Below are 17,649 nucleotides of genomic sequence, written 5' to 3'. Positions count from 1 at the left end.
AAGAGTATTAACTTTGCACTCTCACTTGAAAGGAATGAAGATCTATCTCGTCGCTATTTGTGTTTTTTTCGGCCTTACTTCATGGTCGCAAGTCAATCAAACCGATGCTCAAGGCCGCAAGCAAGGTGCCTGGGAGAAAATGTACGAAGGTATCGACCAAGTGCGCTACAGAGGTCAGTTTGAGAATGATATTCCCGTTGGGACCTTCACCTATTACCATGAAAATGGAAAGATGAAATCCCAAATCGAATACCGAGGTACTACCGGTGTTGGATATGCGAGAATGTACGAGACGACCGGGAAGATCATGGCAGAAGGCCTGTTCCATGGTACGAAGCGCGACAGCGTATGGAGGTATTACGGTCCCGATGGCGACCTCGTAAGTACCATTACGTGGAAGATGGGCGAGAAACACGGATTGGAACGTACCCTGTTTGAAGACGGTAGCGTTGCAGAACGCATCGAGTGGAAGCATGGGGAGAAAGATGGACTTTGGGTTCGAAAGTATTCCGACGGTACAACGCGCTCACGCGGAACGTTCGTTGGAGGGAAACTCGAAGGTGATGTGCAGTATTACGATCAGGAAGGATTGCCAATGTGGATTGGCTCGTATGTGCGAGGCTTAAAGCACGGAAACTGGTACATCTTTGAGAATGGAAAGCAGAAGATTCGCGAAATCTACGAGATGGGCGAATTGATTGATAGAGAATGCCTTGTAGAACATTGCGAGGAACTAGAAGAGGAAGAAGAGCAGGAGGAGACTACAAATGAGTAGAGTAGTAGTAGGATTAAGTGGAGGAGTAGATTCGTCGGTTGCAGCGTACCTGTTACAACAACAAGGGCACGAGGTAATCGGCCTATTTATGCGCAACTGGGTGGATGAATCGGTTACCCTTCACGATGAATGTCCATGGATTGAAGATTCCAACGATGCCATGATGGTGGCGGACGCCTTGGGAATTCCTTTCCAGGTGGTCGATTTGAGTGCCGAATACAAAGAGCGCATCGTCGATTACATGTTCGCAGAATACGAGGCAGGTCGAACGCCAAACCCGGATGTACTCTGCAATAGGGAAATCAAGTTTGATACATTCCTAGATACCGCCCTCAAACTGGGAGCAGATTTCGTGGCTACGGGACATTACTGTCGCCGCGAATCGGAAGTAGTAAACGGTGTTGAAGTTCACAAGCTTCTCGCCGGAGTAGATAAGAATAAAGATCAGTCGTATTTCCTTTGCCAATTGAACCAATTTCAATTGAGCAAAGCCCTTTTTCCTATCGGACACCTTGAGAAAAGTGAGGTGCGAAAAATTGCGATGGAACAAGGCTTCGTGACGGCTGAAAAGAAGGATAGCCAAGGGTTGTGCTTTATTGGAAAAGTTCGACTTCCCGATTTCCTTCAGCAACAATTGAAGCCGAAGAAAGGCAAAATCATTAATGTTCCTGCAGACCATCCGGCCTTTGCTGGCGCAGTATTGGCGGATGGCGAGAATGATTTCGAGCAATGGGCAACACCTGTTGAGTTGACACCAGATATGGGAACCGTGGTTGGAGAGCATTCTGGCGCACATTATTTCACGGTTGGCCAGCGTAAAGGATTGATGGTTGGAGGAACGCCAGAGCCACTCTTCGTTATTGGTACCGATGTAAAAGAGAATATCATTTACACCGGCATGGGCGAAAGCCATCCTGGACTCTACCGGAAGGCGCTTTTCATCCGTAACGAGGAAGTTCATTGGACGCGTGAAGATTTGGAAATGCAGGTTGGTGAATCGAGAGATTACATGGTGAGAATTCGCTATCGTCAGCCTTTGCAAGAAGCTTCTATCCACCGCACAGCCAACGGTTTATATATATCATTCGTAAATAAACAAAAGGCGATTACTCCAGGTCAGTTCGCCGCTTGGTACCAGAATGATGAGCTCATAGGCTCTGGCGTGATACACGAATAATATGTTGAAGAAATACTCCCTTTTAGTCTTGCTCGCATTTTCGTTGAATGGAACGGCGCAGTACAAGTATTGGGTGTTTCTAGAGTCATCCGAACAACAACTCGAATGGTTCGAAAATCACAAGAATGAGCTTTCACCTGCCATTTCTGATTTAGCTCTTCAAAAGAGAGTTGAGAGAAATGTTTCTCTGGAAATATCTGATTATCAAAGGAGAAACCCTCAACTTGAACGTTTGCTGATTGAGGCTGACGCCAAGATTCACGGTTATTCGCGATGGTTGAACGCCTACAGTATCGAAACATCTCACCAAATTCATGAGCTTTCGGACGTGATTGACAAAAGGGTGCTTTTTCAACTTGGCTTGTATAATCCAGGGTTCGAAATCCAGCCTGTTAGATCATTGCTTATCGAAGAGGTCGAAAATACTACACCATCCTTAGAAACTCACTCAGCGGTACGCGCCCTCGCTGCCGCTCCTCCAGGAGATCATTGGTTTGATTATGGAGAGGCGTGGCAGCAAACCGACATGGTAAAAGGGCACGTTTTGCACGATGCTGGCTTTGAAGGGCGAGGTCTGCTCATCGCCGTCTTAGACGGTGCATTTTATCATGCAAATGAATGGGGAGGACTTCAACGGGCATTTGATGATGGGAGAGTGGTAGCGACCTACGACTTTGTGAATAATGACACCAATGTCTTTCGTGCCGCCGGTTTCCATGGCACTCGCGTTTGGTCCATTATGTGTGCCGAAATGGATGGTCAGCTTGTGGGCTCTGCTCCCAAGGCATCCTATGCGCTCTTGAGGTCGGAAGACGATGAAAGTGAAACCAAGGTTGAGGAAGACAATTGGATCTTCGCGATGGAATTTGCCGACAGTATCGGTGCAGATGTCATCAATTCATCTTTGGGATACACCACGTTTGATTCTGGAATTGACTACACGCCAGAGGATATGGATGGTCGGACCGCCATCGTTACCTACGGAGCCGTAATGGCCCACCGCAAGGGTATGGTAGTCGTTACAAGTGCCGGCAATACAGGCGCTTCAAACTGGAGAATCATATCGGCACCTGCCGATGCAGATAGTGTACTTGCCGTGGGAGCGGTAGATAGCAACCGAGTGGTGGGAGGATTTTCCGCAAGAGGGCCCTCAGCCGATGGCAGAGTGAAACCCGATATTATGGCACAAGGGGTGCTTACTGCACATTTAGGGCAGTACGGATTGGTTACCCGCGGAAATGGAACAAGCTTCTCCGCACCCGTAATGGCAGGCTTTGCGGCTTGTTTCTGGGAGGCAAACCCAACAGCGACCAACTACCAAATCATGAACTGGATTCGCCAGAGTGCAGACCGGTATGGGAATCCTAATTCCGACTATGGCTACGGGATTCCAAACTTTGGAACGGCCATGGAATTGTCAGGTGCCATGGAAGCATCGCCGTCGTACGTGTTTCCCAATCCGGCTGATTCGGAAGTAAGGCTTCGGTTAGACATGGAAGGTCCCGCAGAATACACGATTACGACGATTGATGGGGCCGTTGCCGCTTCGGGGGAAATTCAATTCCCACGAAACGATTATTTGACCTTGGGATCGAGTCTTTCCAATGGACTTTACATTCTCACCGTTACTTCTGAAGGCGAAGTGTTCAGCACCAAGTTGGTGGTCAGACGATAAGCCAAGCGGCGTTTAAATCCGCACGAAATCTCTTTGTTAGTAGCGTTTGAAACGACTATTTTCACGCTTCAACTCTACCTATATGAAGAATCGCATTACCGAGTTATTTGGAATCGATTACCCCATTGTACAAGCTGGTATGATTTGGTGTTCCGGTTGGGAGCTGGCTAGTGCCGCCGCCAACAGCGGTATCCTCGGAATTATCGGATCAGGATCTATGTATCCTGACGTACTGCGCGAACACATCAGAAAAACAAAAGCTGCCACCGATAAGCCCTTTGGTGTGAATGTTCCGATGCTTTATCCAGATATCGATAAGCACATGGACATCATCATTGAAGAAGGTGTGAAAATCGTTTTCACCTCTGCGGGAAATCCGAAGACTTGGACAAGCCATTTAAAGGAGAAGGGCATCACGGTTGTGCATGTGGTAAGCAGTGTGAAGTTTGCTAAAAAGGCCGAAGAGGCCGGAGTTGATGCTGTTGTTGCCGAAGGTTTTGAGGCTGGAGGACACAACGGTAGAGATGAAACGACCACCATGTGCCTCATTCCAATGGTGAAGGCCGAATTAAGCATTCCTGTGATTGCAGCAGGCGGCATAGGAACAGGTAGAGGAATGCTGGCAGCAATGTCGCTAGGCGCTGATGGTGTCCAAATTGGCAGTCGATTTGTGACTTCCGAAGAATCTTCTGGTCACCTCGCATTTAAGAAGGCGGTTGTTGATGCCAAAGAGGGCGATACAATGCTAACGTTGAAGGAATTGGCTCCTGTGCGACTTATCAAGAATAAGTTTTTTGGAGAGGTTGCTGCGGCTTATCAAGCTGGAGCGAGCGTTGAAGAGTTGAAGACGCTCCTCGGACGTGCACGTGCGAAACGCGGGATGTTTGAAGGAGATATGGAAGATGGAGAATTGGAGATTGGACAAATTTCAGGTCTGATCAACGAGATAAAACCCACGAGTGAAATCGTAAAAGAAATCGTGAGTGAATTCGAATCTGCACGTTTGGAAATGGCTAATCTTCAATTGAATACGAATGTCTGACTCGCTTAAACAGGTTGTTATTCTCGCCGGAGGTAAAGGAACTCGACTTGCCAACATTCGGGCAGACATTCCTAAACCAATGATGCCTGTAGCGGGTAAGCCCATACTCGAGTATCAACTTGACATGTGCGCTAAGCAAGGTATAACTCAAGCCATTATCCTTGTCAATCACCTTAAAGAACCAATCATTGAACACTTTGGTGAATCGTTTCGAGGGATTGATATCACGTATTACGTGGAGGAGGTGCCGCTTGGAACGGTAGGGGGCGTAAAGGCGGTTGAAGATCAGCTTTCGGGCGATTTCCTTGTACTCTACGGCGATGTTATGATGGAAATGGATCTATCGCGTCTCTATACCTTCCATCAAAATAAAAATGCGGAAGCAACACTTGTCGTGCATCCAAACGATCATCCGTACGACAGTGATTTGGTTGAATTAGGGCCTGATGATGAGGTGAAGGCCTTTTTGTCAAAACCTCATGCCGAAGGCTTGCAATACCACAACTGTGTGAACGCGGCAGCGTATGTTTTCAACACAGCTGTACTTTCAAGATTGGAAAGTGGCGTTAAGGCCGATTTTGGAAAGGACATCTTCCCAAAGTGGGTAGGCGAAGTGAAAATGTTTGGGTACAGTACACCTGAATACCTAAAAGATATGGGCACTCCAGATCGACTCGAACGAGTAGAAGGAGATGTCAAAAGTGGTAAAGTAGCACGGCGATCACTTGTGAATAAGCAGAAGTGTATTTTCCTCGACCGAGATGGCGTGCTCAATTACGATACAGACTTGATTGATCGCCCCGAAGACCTAGAGCTCTACTCCTGGACAGCCCCATCTCTACAGAGAATAAATCGCTCGGATTATTTGAGTGTTATCACTACCAATCAAAGTGTGGTGGCCCGCGGAATGATAGACGAAGAGGGATTGGGCGAGATCCATAAGAAAATGGAAACCGAACTCGGGGAAGCCCATGCTTTCGTGGATGCGATTTACTATTGTCCACATCACCCACACAAAGGGTTTGAAGGCGAGCGACCAGAGTACAAGATTGATTGTGAGTGCCGCAAGCCAAAACCGGGCATGATCATGAAGGCCACGAAGCGTTTTAATATCGACCTTCGGAGCAGCTGGATGATTGGTGATTCTTCACGCGATATTGAAGCAGGTAAAGCAGCCGGCGTGAGAACCATCGCACTGCGCACGGGCCATGGCGCAGTGGTTTTGAACGCTCGCCCAGATTTCCACTTCGACACCCTCGAAGACGCGGTAGCTTACATATTAGAAGCTCCATATAAAGATGCCTACAAACAGCTCAAGAAGCGATTTCAGTCTTCGAAAGGATCACCGTTTGTGGTCTTGGTTGGTGGACAATCTAGGAGTGGCAAAAGCAGTTTCGTAAGCGAAATGATGTACCGTTTGGTTCAAGACGGCATCCAGTCGATTCGCTTGCCGCTCGACCAATGGATTCTCCCTAAATCCGAGCGAGGCGAAGAAGAGGATGTGAAGCGTACGTATCGTTTAGATAAATTAAAGGAGGATATAAAGTCCTTCACTTCAGGCGGTTCGATTCAGATTCCGGGCTATGCCGACCATCCAGAAAGAATGGCTTTTGGCATTCAAGTGGGCTGGACAGGCGAACCTATCATCTTTGTGGAAGGTGTGCCGGCCTTAATTGATGAAGAGATGGCGGAATTGGGACACTGGAAGGTGTTCATGGAAACATCAGAAGAAACTCGCAAGCGCCGATTTGAGCGCTTTTACGAATGGAAAGGACGCGAAGAAGGTGAAATCCAAGACCTTTACGCATCGCGATTGGCCAATGAATATGAAATCATCGCGCAAGGCCGTAAATTCGCTGACGACATCTTCACTTCATGATTATTACCAAGACCCCTTTTCGAATCAGTTTTGTTGGCGGAGGATCTGACCTCGAAGCCTTCTATTCGAAGCATCCTGGAGCTGTACTTAGTACGAGTATCGACAAGTACATGTACATCTCTAGTCACAAATTCTTTGAGCCCGGCAAGATTCGTACGAAGTACTCTCAAACTGAAACGGTTGACAACGTGGCCGATCTCAAGCACAACTTGCTTCGCACCATTTTGCAGCGTTTCGATATACAAGGTGGTTTGGAAATCAGTTCCATAGCCGATGTGCCTGCCGGTACAGGGATGGGAAGTTCGAGCAGCTTTACGGTGGGTGTACTTCACAACCTGTCTGCGGTGCAGAACAGATTTGTGTCTAAGGAGACCTTGGCCAAGGAAGCCTGTGAGATCGAAATCGACATCCTAAAAGAACCTATTGGTAAGCAGGATCAATACGCCGCAGCCTATGGTGGTTTAAATGTGATAGAGTTTCATCCCAATGGTCATGTTTCGGTTGATCCCATTCACATGAGCATGGATGCTCACGCCGACTTGCAACAGCATTTGGTGATGTTTTATATCGGGAACCAACGCAGTGCCTCCAGCATTTTGGCTGAGCAGAAGAAGAATACCTCTCAGGAAGACAAGTTCAATGCGCTTAAACAAATGGTTGGACTCGTGTATAATCTTCGAGATTCGTTGATGGCCGGAGATTGGGATGAGTTCGGTGCAATCATGCACGAGAACTGGATGTTAAAGCAAGGTCTTGCAAGCGGCATTACCAACCCAATGATTACCGAGCTCTACGACGCTGCTCGCAAAGCGGGAGCAACGGGTGGTAAGCTACTCGGTGCAGGCGGCGGTGGATTTATGTTGTTCGTTTGTCCACCAAGCAAAAGAGAGAAACTAATTTCAGCACTACACAGCGTTCGTCCGTTTGACTTCAAAATGGAGCAGGAGGGAAGCAAATTGATACATTATGGCGACCAATAAGAATATCGCATCCTACATCGAACAAGTAAAGTCTACGCTCGATAACCTCAGTTCAGAGTCGATTGACGCCATGATTGAGGCTTTTGCAAAGGCCTACGAAGCTGGTGGTAACATTTACACCATGGGCAATGGTGGTTCTGGAGCTTCTGCTTCGCACGCTGCCGGGGATTTCCTCAAAGGAGCGAGCTACGGTTTAGACCGTCGTTTCAAGATGATTTGCTTGAACGACAACCTGCCGAGCATGATGGCGATAGCCAATGATATTGGTTGGGAAGACATTTTTGTGGAGCCGCTGAAGAACTTCATCGGAAAGGATGACCTTGTCATCGGAATTAGCGGTAGCGGCAATAGTGCAAACGTGGTGAAGGCGCTCACCTATGCAAAAGACAATGGCGTTGCAACTATCGCAATGACAGGCTTTAAGGGCGGGAAGATTGGTCAGATTGCGGACTTGCACGTTCACGCTCCTGTCATGGACATGGAGGTTACGGAAGACATACACATGGTAATATTCAACATCGTGAAAAAGGCGATGATGGAGCGCTACTTAGGAGATAACCCGAGTATGGGTTCTACGTATGATTCGCGGGTTCAGTAAGAAATCAGTTTCTGAACGTATTGAACACCGTTTCGGGTGTAAGTTGCAACCGCTACATTAGGCAATTCTGGCAAATTGAAGGCATTCGAGGTTAAGGTAGATTCGTGTAGTGTTCTTCCCGTGAGGTCGCTAATTACCAGACTTCCATTTAGCTCATCTTCAGAACCCAAGAATATGTATTCGCTGCCGTTGAAGTACATGAACCCGTCCTGTAATCCTGTGCTTACCTCGCTGTTCTGAGTCTTAAATGAAACAATGAAGCGATCAATTACATTGGAGTCGTAGTTGAATTCGTAGGGACATTCATCTGGCTTGAGCGTCCGTTGCTCTTTTGTGTCGAAAACTGTGAATTCTCCATTGAAAGATTTCAAGTGCTCCACGTCCCAACAAAGGGTGAGTAACTCGCCTTCCACAGTACCTGTACATCGAACTGAAAGCTGCGGTACATCTCCACCATTTGTGTGGTAAATGGAATAGTTTCCGGTAGGATGGACAACAGATATATTCGGAGTTTCTGGCCCATTGGTCAATTTGCGCGCATCGAATTTCAAATCGTACTCGGATGAAGCTTCTGCTGTAAAACCAACGTACGTTTCATCATTGTTGCCGTTTGCCCGAGTAAGATTGAAACGAACGCCATCTGCTTCGGATTTAAATAATTCCGATTCTTCAGCTTCTATGCGTTGAGCCGCTGCGAAGGTGAAGTTCCCAGGAGTTGAATTGGTCGTTTGAACGAAGAAGCCCTGATGAGGTGCAATTTGCGCGATTCCGCCATTTACACCAACGCCATTTACGTACGACTGATAATTTGAACCGTTCCATATGTATGTTGCGTTAGCCATTCCAGAGGGTAGGGTTTGGCCCGTCCATGTATATGCTGCTAAATAAGGATTTGCCAAGAAATTCCAGCCTTCTGACTCAGCTACGGATGGATTCTCTGGATCGACAGCGTTAGTGAATTGCACGGAGGAAGCTTGACCATTGTTGTAGCCGAGGGCGATAACTACATCGTCTAGTCTAACCGATCCCGTAAGCACGATTGACCCTGCTTCAGCTTGTAAGAAATCAACGCCACTTGTAGATCCACTGTAAACGGCTACTCCTGTGGCTAGGGGTACGTTGTCAGACAGAGCGGAAGGTGCTTCCCATTCGGCGTTACTCGCGTTCCAAAGCCATGTAGTTCCCGTGTTGTCATTCGCCGCTATCATCGTATTTCCATCGTCGTTCCAATCATTATATGCGGATTGAACAGGGTTGCCTAAATGATAGTATCGACCATCAGAAGCGCCTCCCGACAGGTCTAAGTAGGTCTGAACGTCAACATCGCCGTTTATCGTTCCGTCGCCTATGATTGTGCCGAAAGTATTTCCATCCGTAAAGGTGATGGTGAGGTTGCCGCTCGCCTCAACCTCAGAAGAAGACGGGACTTCAAGAATGCCGGAAATGTTCGTTGCTCGACGAATTCGTGCGGGGAACGTCCCACTTACAATTTGCAGCTTGCCTTTACCGGCAATATCGCCATCTATGGTGACGTCGCCGTTGACGGTCATGGTGAACCCTGAATCAAGGGTGAGCGTCTGTCCGCTAGTAACGATAAGCTCGCCAACAGAAATATCGGAGCTCACTGTAAAGTCATCTTCAAACTCTGCCAATTCGGATGCATCGGGCGCTGAGCCTTCACTCCAAGCGGATCCATTCCACGTGTTTATCGGATTTCCGGGAAGGGTATAAATGATTGCTCCATCATTTTCCCAATTCGATGGGTTGCACACAAAGCTCAAGAAATCGGACCTACTCAATGCCAGTGTGCTTGAGGAGAAAACCAGACGCCCATTGTCGTCACTTGCGTTGGATGTTCCAACTGCAATTGCCGTTGTGCCGTTCGTCAGGCTAGGGTGTATGGCAGTGGTTTGGGATGATGTGGCATCTGCATCAAAAGCATTTGAACTACCTCCAACGTTATAGTAGTCGAGCATGGCTATCACGTTGGATACCGTGAAATTGGAAGCACTTGTAACGGTTCCTTGAAAGGCTGTGAATTGATCCCCTCCAACAGCTGGATTTAGACTTCCATACTCCGTAAGTGTGGCGCCGTCAGATGCCACGTAACCAGACCCTCGATCTTCAACGGCAACGAAATCATAAGCCGATTTGCCTCCGGCAGGCACCGTGTATGAAAGCAAGCCCTCAGTTGTGCGAAAAGAGCCTGAACTTTGGTATCCGTTATCCGTAAATATGATTACCTCTCCAGCCGTTACGCTAGTGGTAAAGGCGAATGCAAACCCGTCAGATCCCGGATCAGAATTATAGCCAGTAAATACAATGTCTCCAGGGTTGAGTTGTGCAAAAGTGCATAGCGAAGCCATGCCTAGTGCAAGTATCAATGTAGCGCGCATCTCTCTTGTTTTGGTGGTCTGTTACAATGTACACAATTTGTTGATTATCAGACTTAACCATATTGTTAATTCTGAGGTGAGTCGATGGAAGAGAAGTAGGGCTACGTGCAGAATTGATAAAATGAAAAAGGCCGCCCAATTTGGACGGCCTTTTTTTGTGTGCACTGTTTTTTATTGATGCGCGATTGGATCGGCATTTCCATCTGGATCATTGTTCGCTGATCCACTGGAGTTGACATTTCCAAGTAGTACAATGCCCGCAACATGTGGTGCAGCCATTGATGTCCCGCTCAACGTAGAGTATCCACCACCCTTGTAGGTCGATTCGATACTTACGCCTGGAGCAGCGTAATCTACTGGTGGATTGCCATAATTACTGAAGTAAGCGAAGTTATCATTTGCATCCGTTGCAGAAACTGTATAGATGTTTGGTCCGTTTACACGAGCCGGAGAAGAGTTATTGGCATCAATTCCGTCGTTGCCTGCAGCTAGAACAAAAGGGCAAGCACTTGAAGCGGAAAGAACGGCCGCATCTAAGCTGGTGCTGATTCCACCACCTAAACTCATGTTGGCCACATCGTTAGAACTCGCATTGCCGGCCACATAATTCACCCCTGCGATAACTCCAGAGAGACTTCCATTTCCACGACGGTCAAGTACGCGAACAGAAACCACCTCCGCACCAGCGGCAACGCCCACAACTCCTTCGGCATTGTCAATGGCCGCAACTGTGCCAGCCACGTGTGTGCCGTGACCATTTTGATCGTCTGGATTTGTAGATTGATTACCCGATAGGAAAGATTGACTCAACGCCGTGTTCACATTCAAATCTGGGTGATCTTGGTCGATTCCTGAATCGATAATCCAAGCTCTCAAGCCTGTACCGTCTGCAGCCCCTCCTACACGAGTAATCCCCCATGGAGTAACTTGCGGAGCAGTACCACCGCCACCTCCTGGCTTGCCTTTTCCGCCTGGAGCAAGTGCTATGAACTTATCCGATTCGATGTAGTCAATGGCATCGTCTTCTTTTAGTCGAACTAGCTCTTCCTGTGTAAGTTCCATGCTAAATCCAACAATGGCTTTTCCATACACATGTGCGATTTTACCAGCAGAAAGGTTGTTTCGGTTAGTGATGTCCTCTGCCGCCTGCTGCACCGTGCGCTGTGCCTCGTCAAACGACATGTCCTGTGGATTTGTCTTGAACATCTCCCCTTGGGAGCGCAGAACCACAATGTATTGGTTTGGAATGATGCTTCCGTTCTCATAACGAACTACATCCGAAAGGTTGCTTTCGATGCCTTCATTCATGGCATCAGGAGTACAGCTAGCAAGAGCTGCAACACCCATTACACCCATAGCTAGGTGCTTAACGTGCTTCTTCAACATAGTAGGATTGTTTAGTGATACACCCAATGTAGAGAAACTTGTTCAGAAAATTACATACGATACGTATAGAAGTTGTTAACAACTTGCTGAATGTCAGGATAATCCTACATATTGAGCGTGGCCACGAACTTTTCCAAGTACTCAGGTATTCTTTTCCTTCTATACTGCATGACAAAGCGTGGATGCTCAAGCGCATCAATCTGCACAAACCAATCGTGTTCTTTATTGAGGTTACCTATGGCTTTCAGATTTTTGCCCGTACCAAAGAGCACGAGTTTGTCAGCACCACCCACGAGTTCTTTCTGAATTTGAATCTGTTCAATGATGAATGGGGTGAGCATTTTCTGTACATCGGGTGAATCGTAGTAATTGAAGTTCACCCAGTTTCCCTTGTCATTTTTTTGAATGAAACCGAGAGGAGATACCCCACCGATAAACCACTCACCAAAAAATGCTTCTGGACCACCATAGGCTTCTACCACACGCCAAACGAAATCGGCTGAGGTCTCAGTCGTGTTTACCTCTGGCATCTCTATACCTATTGATTCTAAAGCGGGAGTGTCAGTAAACGGGATACCGGTAAGTCCGGCGCCTAGCCTTCCGGGATTGATGCCCATGAGTAGTTTACGTGGACGTTCATCCGAATAGTACCGTTCGTAAAACTCCTGCAAGGCGGCATAGGTACTGTCTGACATTTCCTTGTAGGGATTGAGGACATCAATATGTGCTGGAAGATCTACGTTGATTTCTAACGTACGATACCATTCTAAGATTCGCTGTGCTCTCGTCATAAACCGCAAGGTAAGACTAAGCTTTGCGCAATGCTATCTTCGCATTCTCTGCTTTTATCAGTTTGTTGAGCATCGGCGGTGTGAGAAGGGTGGTGAGAATGACAACCAGAATCACAACCGCAAACAACCGGTCGTCAAGTACGCCTGATGCCCGACCAATCGAGGCGAAGATGATGCCCACCTCACCTCGAGGAATGAGTCCCACACCAACAAGCCATTTGTTGTAGCCCCTCCGCGTGAAGAATCCGGCTAAGACTTTTCCTAGGATGGCTACTGCTGTAATTCCCAATCCCATGAGGATGATGTCTACGTCTAAGAATGCGGTTACATCTACTTGAAATCCCATCATTACAAAGAAGATTGGCGCAAAGATCTCCTCAATCGGTCCTACTAAGTCTTCAATATCTTGATGGGGAAGCTTCACATTCTCGAAATACTTCTCTTGAATAACCATGCCCGCGGCGAAAGCACCAACAATGGTGGCCAAACCAATCGCATCTGCTGTCCATGCGAGAAGCATGAGTAGGGCGACAGGAAAGAACAGGAAGGTGCGCTTTCCAGCGAATTTCGCGAAGATGTCGATGCTCTTTCGAATGAGGTAGCGCTCAAACAAGTAAATAACGACCAGGAAGCCAATGGCCTTGGCGAGAATGATGAGGAGCTCCGATAAGTTGAATGCTCCGGAGGTCACGATGCCCGTAACTACGGCGAGTAGAATTAGTCCGAGGATATCGTCAATCACAGCTGCTCCGAGGACCAGTTTTGATTCTTTGAGATGCAATGCATTGCTGTCCTTGAAAACTCTTGCCGTTATGCCTATGCTTGTCGCGCCCAGTGTTGCCCCCACAAAAATTGCGGTGTTGTTTGAGACTTCGGGCATTAGGACAAGGGTTATCAGATAGCCGAAGATGAAGGGGAAAACCACTCCGACGACGGCCACTATTAATGCCGGTCTTCCCATTCCCAACATTTCCGTGGTCTTCGTTTCAAGTCCCACCATGAAAAGGAGTAGAATCACTCCAATAGATGAAAAGAGCAGGGCATAACGAGCGTGTTGAGCAAACTTCGCATAATCAGAGTTTTCGAGAACGTTGATTAGTTTCTCCTTTACCTCTGGACGAACGTCGAGGTGCGCTACCGAAGACTCTACATTTTCTTCCCAGGAAAGACCTTCGTGATCGTGCTCGATGATGTGCTCTATCTCAGAAATATGTCGGATTGAAATGGCCACCCTATCATTCATTTGGTAGAGAACGGTGCCGACGACAATACCGATGATAAGTTCTCCTAGTACTGGCGGTTGATTGACCTTTTTGGCGAGGAAGCCTCCGAATATTGCACCTAGAATCAGGAAGAAGATGGCCAGAAACTCGGAAGAGTAGGGGTCTCCGCTGGAAGCTGTGAGAGGTGTTGAAAGGAAGAGGAGACACAGGAGAGGTAACCACTTTTTCATGACCGGCAGAATTCTGATTAGAATACTGTCAAGTTAGCTCAACTGAAAATTTTGGAATATGACTGTTGTCACATAGCTGGTAAAAAAAATCCCGCTAAGGCATTTGCTTTAGCGGGATTGATATGATCTTATCGATCGGCTAATTACATAGCTGAATCGAGTTTTCCAGCGAGGACGTGCTTAGGTGCAACACCTACTTGCTTGTCAACAATCTCTCCGTTTTTGAAAACGAGAAGCGTAGGGATGTTACGGATGCCGAACTGCATGGCGATGCTTTGGTGCTCGTCAACGTTCAACTTACCGATAACAGCCTTTCCGTCATATTCGCCAGATAGTTCTTCTACAACTGGACCAACCATGCGGCAAGGGCCACACCATTCTGCCCAGAAGTCAACCAATACAGGCTTGTCTGATTTAAGAACTGTTGATTCGAAATTGTCGGCAGTGAGTTCTAGAGCCATTACTTTCTTTCTTATGATGAGTTTCCGTTAATTCTGCGGGCCAAGTTACGCTATTTCGCTCTTTTGCCTCGCGAATGGTATGACGAAAGTAAAACGACTTCCTTACTCCACCAAAGGAGGGTTATTGATTTGTGTGATGGGGTGATTAGTTGGGGCTATGAGGGGGGGGGATTGCGCTCCGCTGCCGCGGAGGCAAAAGGATGCCTCCCTACGGTCGGCAAAGGAATCCGCCTGGCGGCGGATAAGGATCCGCCTACCGGCGGAAAGGAGCCTCCCTGCGGTCGGCAAGGATCGCTCCGCCCTTCGGCGGAGGATAAGGCGCCTGCTTTCGGCATGCACAAGGCGTCCTTCGGCCGCAAGGATTGACGCCTTCGGCGATCAATAAGGCCTCGTTCCTCGGCAAGCTAGGCCAATCCATTCGAGATAGGATATAGCCTCGGGTTCAACTTGAATCCATGTACCACAGGGCTTTAGCCCGTGGTGCCTAAAAGGTTTCCTCCGAATGCCACGGGGCTTTAGCCCGTGGTATCAGTAAGGGCCATTCCAAATGCCACGGGGCTTCAGCCCGTGGTAAGAAAAATGCTTCCTCCAAATGCCTCCGCGCTTCAGCCCGTGGTATCAGTAAGGGCCATTCCAATTGCCACAGGGCTTCAGCCCGTGGTAAGAAAAATGCTTCCTCCAAATGCCTCCGCGCTTTAGCCCGTGGTATCGGTAAGAGCCACTCCAATTGCCACAGAGCTTTAGCCCGTGGCCCATTAGCCCTACCTATGCTGTCTAACTCCCGAATCAGCTCCACCTCTCGGGATTCCTCCTTTCAGTCGGAACATCAACCCGTCCAACCCTCTCCCGAATCAGCTCCGCCTCTCGGGATTCCTCCTTTCAGTCGGAACATCACCCGGTCCACCCCTCTCCCGAATCGGCTGCGCCTCTCGGGATTCCTCCTTTCAGTCGGAACATCGTCCCGTCCAACCCTCTAACCCTCTAACCCTCTAACCCTCCAACCCTCCAACCTCCATATCCTCTATCTTCGCCCCATGAACCTCGAAACACATTGGAACTACATCTCAGGTTTTCTGACCAAGGAACGCATAGCACGATTTGATGAAGTGCTCTCTAAGCGAACCAGACGTGCCGTTGCTATACTCGAGAACACCATGAAAGAGCAAAATGCTTCCGCAGTCATAAGAACGATGGACGCATTAGGTTTTCAAGAATTACATATGGTTGAGCCAGAGTGGCAGGTGGGATTCAAGTCAGAGATATCGAGGGGGTCGGATAAATGGTTGGATATCCAACGATCAGTAGACCTAGGTCAATCGATCAACAGCTTAAAGGAGCGTGGATACGCTATTGCTGCCACTACACCACACGAAAGTGGCATGGCCATTCAACAATTACCCTTAGATAGACCAATAGCTGTGATTTTTGGTAACGAATGGGAGGGCATTTCTAGTGACAGTTCAAAAAATGCGGATTACCACATACAAATCCCTATGTACGGATTTGTAGAGAGTTATAATCTATCCGTTTCCGTGGCCATGATATTCAGTCACCTTCGATCGGAGTTTGAACAGCACAATCTAATTCAGCCACTAACTGAAGATGACAAACTACGCAACAAACTGAAATGGGGAGTGGCCTCTACTCGAAGTGGTAAAGCCGTTTATCAAAAGTGGCTCGAGGACAATGGCTTTGACGATATCGCGAACATTATCACCCCCGTACCACCCCTGGGCCTCAAGTAACCCTCACGTAAACCTCTAGCTCTTTCTCCTCCGACAGGAGGAGATCCTTTCGCATACGCCGGTAGGCGGATCGCGAACCTTTCATCCGCCGTTAGGCGGATGATCCCCTACCTCATCAAACTCACCTCAACCCTTTCCTGTATCACCGTCCTGTCCCCATAAAGCTCGTACGTGAAGCGCAATATCGCCACGTAAGTGCCTTCTTGGGCATCTGCTGGGGGCGACCACGAGTTGTTGCGGTCGTAGGTTTGGAATACAAGGTTTCCTATACGGTCGTAGATTTCGAGCTGATATTCAATTGGTGCACATTCGAATACTGGCATCCACACTTCATTCGTCCCATCGCCATTTGGGGTGAATGCCGATGGGTAGTACACGTTGCATGGCGTACAGTTCACTTCCTCTACCACAACCTGGTCAACCCGATAGCAAATACCATCCTGATACCCATAGCTGTAAGTGCCCGGTTCATCAATCACTCGTGTAAGCGCCGTGGAACCGTCGTCCCACTCACCAAAAAGTCCATCGGGAACGGTGAGTGTGATTTCTCCGCCTGGGCAAAGTTCACGTGTGCCTGTTAGCACGGGCTCGTCTATGGGTTGAACAACCACATTGTCGATGAGGTAGTATCCCAAGGTGGGCTGAGTGTTTCCACCTAACAATTCGGCCTGAACCTCTTCATCCGTTCTAAAGGTTCCCAACGCGATATAACGCTCATACCCGCGAGCAGTAAAGTTCAAACAAACTTGCGTCCACTCGTTGAGCTCCGTTATCGTGTAATCTGGGTGAAGTGCCGAATCCGAAGAATAATCGTAGTTGTTTCGTTGAACCGAGCTAGTGAAATCGGAATACGATTCAAAAAAGAGTACATCCGGACCGTCGATCCCAGCGTTGATGTCGAACTGCGGCGTGTAAACCGGGTGCACCCAGTAGCTCACGCGGTAACGCTGACCAGCCGTAAGGGCTGTGGTAAGCTCACCGATGATGTATTCTCGGTTGTAAATCTGACCAAAGCGGCCATAACCGTACAAGCCCACGTTTCCATCTCCTTCTTGTGGAGGAACGTTGTTATTGGTGGTGGCGCTTCCTGGGAAAGTACACGGTCCGTAATGGTCGGATGACGTAAACGGATCCCGCCATGGCGGTGCGATTTCAAACAGCGTAGTTCCAGTGCTCGGACAATCCGTAGGTTCAAAACCGCCGTTCACCACAAAGTTTTGAGTTTGCCCGGTGACGGTAAGTGTGAAGAGTGTGAAAAGTGAAGCTATTAGCGTACTTCGCATCTATATCT

The 17,649-nt window shown here is 48.2% G+C and carries 14 protein-coding genes; 8 read left to right on the top strand and 6 right to left on the bottom strand.

Annotated elements, in window-relative coordinates:
* The first annotated feature begins 34 nt into the window (after positions 1-34).
* The 7 genes from F8C67_RS08700 (at position 35) to F8C67_RS08670 (ending at position 8,126) form a co-directional block, all read left to right on the top strand.
* Entirely contained in the window at positions 35-775 is a 741-nt protein-coding gene (locus F8C67_RS08700; RefSeq protein WP_151667449.1) for a toxin-antitoxin system YwqK family antitoxin, read from the top strand.
* The gene (mnmA, locus tag F8C67_RS08695; protein WP_151667448.1) at positions 768-1,952 is read left to right on the top strand and encodes a tRNA 2-thiouridine(34) synthase MnmA; all 1,185 of its coding nucleotides are present in this window, start codon (positions 768-770) and stop codon (positions 1,950-1,952) included. Before F8C67_RS08700 ends, mnmA begins: the two co-directional genes overlap by 8 nt.
* Before the next feature lies 1 nt (position 1,953).
* Positions 1,954-3,627: a S8 family serine peptidase gene (locus F8C67_RS08690; protein ID WP_151667447.1), complete on the top strand. Its 1,674-nt coding sequence runs from the start codon at positions 1,954-1,956 to the stop codon at positions 3,625-3,627.
* An 82-nt stretch (positions 3,628-3,709) separates the two neighbouring features.
* Positions 3,710-4,669 carry an NAD(P)H-dependent flavin oxidoreductase gene (locus F8C67_RS08685; protein ID WP_151667446.1) on the top strand — a complete coding sequence of 320 codons (960 nt, stop codon included), beginning with the start codon at positions 3,710-3,712 and terminating at the stop codon, positions 4,667-4,669.
* Complete coding sequence (locus F8C67_RS08680) at positions 4,662-6,548, top strand: HAD-IIIA family hydrolase (protein ID WP_151667445.1); 1,887 nt, start codon at positions 4,662-4,664, stop codon at positions 6,546-6,548. Before F8C67_RS08685 ends, F8C67_RS08680 begins: the two co-directional genes overlap by 8 nt.
* Positions 6,545-7,528 (top strand): GHMP family kinase ATP-binding protein, encoded by a 984-nt coding sequence (locus F8C67_RS08675; RefSeq protein ID WP_151667444.1) that lies wholly within the window; start codon positions 6,545-6,547, stop codon positions 7,526-7,528. Before F8C67_RS08680 ends, F8C67_RS08675 begins: the two co-directional genes overlap by 4 nt.
* Positions 7,515-8,126 (top strand): SIS domain-containing protein, encoded by a 612-nt coding sequence (locus F8C67_RS08670; RefSeq protein ID WP_151667443.1) that lies wholly within the window; start codon positions 7,515-7,517, stop codon positions 8,124-8,126. The genes F8C67_RS08675 and F8C67_RS08670 overlap by 14 nt, the downstream gene beginning before the upstream one ends.
* Here F8C67_RS08670 and F8C67_RS08665 read toward each other — a convergent pair.
* From F8C67_RS08665 to trxA, 5 genes are all read right to left on the bottom strand, one after another.
* Entirely contained in the window at positions 8,120-10,522 is a 2,403-nt protein-coding gene (locus F8C67_RS08665; RefSeq protein WP_151667442.1) for a hypothetical protein, read from the bottom strand. The two genes, F8C67_RS08670 and F8C67_RS08665, sit on opposite strands and share 7 nt — an antisense overlap.
* Before the next feature lie 171 nt (positions 10,523-10,693).
* Positions 10,694-11,908 (bottom strand): S8 family peptidase, encoded by a 1,215-nt coding sequence (locus F8C67_RS08660; protein ID WP_223277543.1) that lies wholly within the window; start codon positions 11,906-11,908, stop codon positions 10,694-10,696.
* Positions 11,909-12,012: 104 nt separating this feature from the next.
* Positions 12,013-12,699: a uracil-DNA glycosylase family protein gene (locus tag F8C67_RS08655; protein ID WP_151667441.1), complete on the bottom strand. Its 687-nt coding sequence runs from the start codon at positions 12,697-12,699 to the stop codon at positions 12,013-12,015.
* A gap of 16 nt (positions 12,700-12,715) precedes the next feature.
* Positions 12,716-14,152, bottom strand: coding sequence for a cation:proton antiporter (locus F8C67_RS08650; protein WP_151667440.1), 1,437 nt, complete (start codon positions 14,150-14,152; stop codon positions 12,716-12,718).
* Between the two features lie 143 nt (positions 14,153-14,295).
* The gene (gene trxA / locus F8C67_RS08645) at positions 14,296-14,613 is read right to left on the bottom strand and encodes a thioredoxin (RefSeq protein ID WP_151667439.1); all 318 of its coding nucleotides are present in this window, start codon (positions 14,611-14,613) and stop codon (positions 14,296-14,298) included.
* Between the two features lie 1,034 nt (positions 14,614-15,647).
* On the opposite strand from trxA, the gene F8C67_RS08640 reads away from it, so the two are divergent.
* Positions 15,648-16,358, top strand: coding sequence for a TrmH family RNA methyltransferase (locus F8C67_RS08640; protein ID WP_151667438.1), 711 nt, complete (start codon positions 15,648-15,650; stop codon positions 16,356-16,358).
* Positions 16,359-16,465: 107 nt separating this feature from the next.
* Here F8C67_RS08640 and F8C67_RS08635 read toward each other — a convergent pair whose 3' ends face one another.
* Positions 16,466-17,641 (bottom strand): T9SS type B sorting domain-containing protein, encoded by a 1,176-nt coding sequence (locus F8C67_RS08635; RefSeq protein WP_151667437.1) that lies wholly within the window; start codon positions 17,639-17,641, stop codon positions 16,466-16,468.
* Positions 17,642-17,649 lie beyond the last annotated feature (8 nt).

Source organism: Phaeocystidibacter luteus (assembly GCF_008933115.1).
Taxonomy (GTDB): Bacteria; Bacteroidota; Bacteroidia; order Flavobacteriales; family Schleiferiaceae; genus Phaeocystidibacter; species Phaeocystidibacter luteus.
Note: the sequence above shows the minus strand (reverse complement) of the source record. Positions and strands in the feature narration are given on the sequence as shown.

Bases quoted from the DNA above. Each gene is read 5' to 3' on its own strand.
- F8C67_RS08700 (WP_151667449.1), top strand. From the start codon at position 35: ATGAAGATCTATCTCGTCGCTATTTGTGTTTTTTTCGGCCTTACTTCA.
- mnmA (WP_151667448.1), top strand. From the start codon at position 768: ATGAGTAGAGTAGTAGTAGGATTAAGTGGAGGAGTAGATTCGTCGGTT.
- F8C67_RS08690 (WP_151667447.1), top strand. From the start codon at position 1,954: ATGTTGAAGAAATACTCCCTTTTAGTCTTGCTCGCATTTTCGTTGAAT.
- F8C67_RS08685 (WP_151667446.1), top strand. From the start codon at position 3,710: ATGAAGAATCGCATTACCGAGTTATTTGGAATCGATTACCCCATTGTA.
- F8C67_RS08680 (WP_151667445.1), top strand. From the start codon at position 4,662: ATGTCTGACTCGCTTAAACAGGTTGTTATTCTCGCCGGAGGTAAAGGA.
- F8C67_RS08675 (WP_151667444.1), top strand. From the start codon at position 6,545: ATGATTATTACCAAGACCCCTTTTCGAATCAGTTTTGTTGGCGGAGGA.
- F8C67_RS08670 (WP_151667443.1), top strand. From the start codon at position 7,515: ATGGCGACCAATAAGAATATCGCATCCTACATCGAACAAGTAAAGTCT.
- F8C67_RS08665 (WP_151667442.1), bottom strand. From the start codon at position 10,522: ATGCGCGCTACATTGATACTTGCACTAGGCATGGCTTCGCTATGCACT.
- F8C67_RS08660 (WP_223277543.1), bottom strand. From the start codon at position 11,908: ATGTTGAAGAAGCACGTTAAGCACCTAGCTATGGGTGTAATGGGTGTT.
- F8C67_RS08655 (WP_151667441.1), bottom strand. From the start codon at position 12,699: ATGACGAGAGCACAGCGAATCTTAGAATGGTATCGTACGTTAGAAATC.
- F8C67_RS08650 (WP_151667440.1), bottom strand. From the start codon at position 14,152: ATGAAAAAGTGGTTACCTCTCCTGTGTCTCCTCTTCCTTTCAACACCT.
- trxA (WP_151667439.1), bottom strand. From the start codon at position 14,613: ATGGCTCTAGAACTCACTGCCGACAATTTCGAATCAACAGTTCTTAAA.
- F8C67_RS08640 (WP_151667438.1), top strand. From the start codon at position 15,648: ATGAACCTCGAAACACATTGGAACTACATCTCAGGTTTTCTGACCAAG.
- F8C67_RS08635 (WP_151667437.1), bottom strand. From the start codon at position 17,641: ATGCGAAGTACGCTAATAGCTTCACTTTTCACACTCTTCACACTTACC.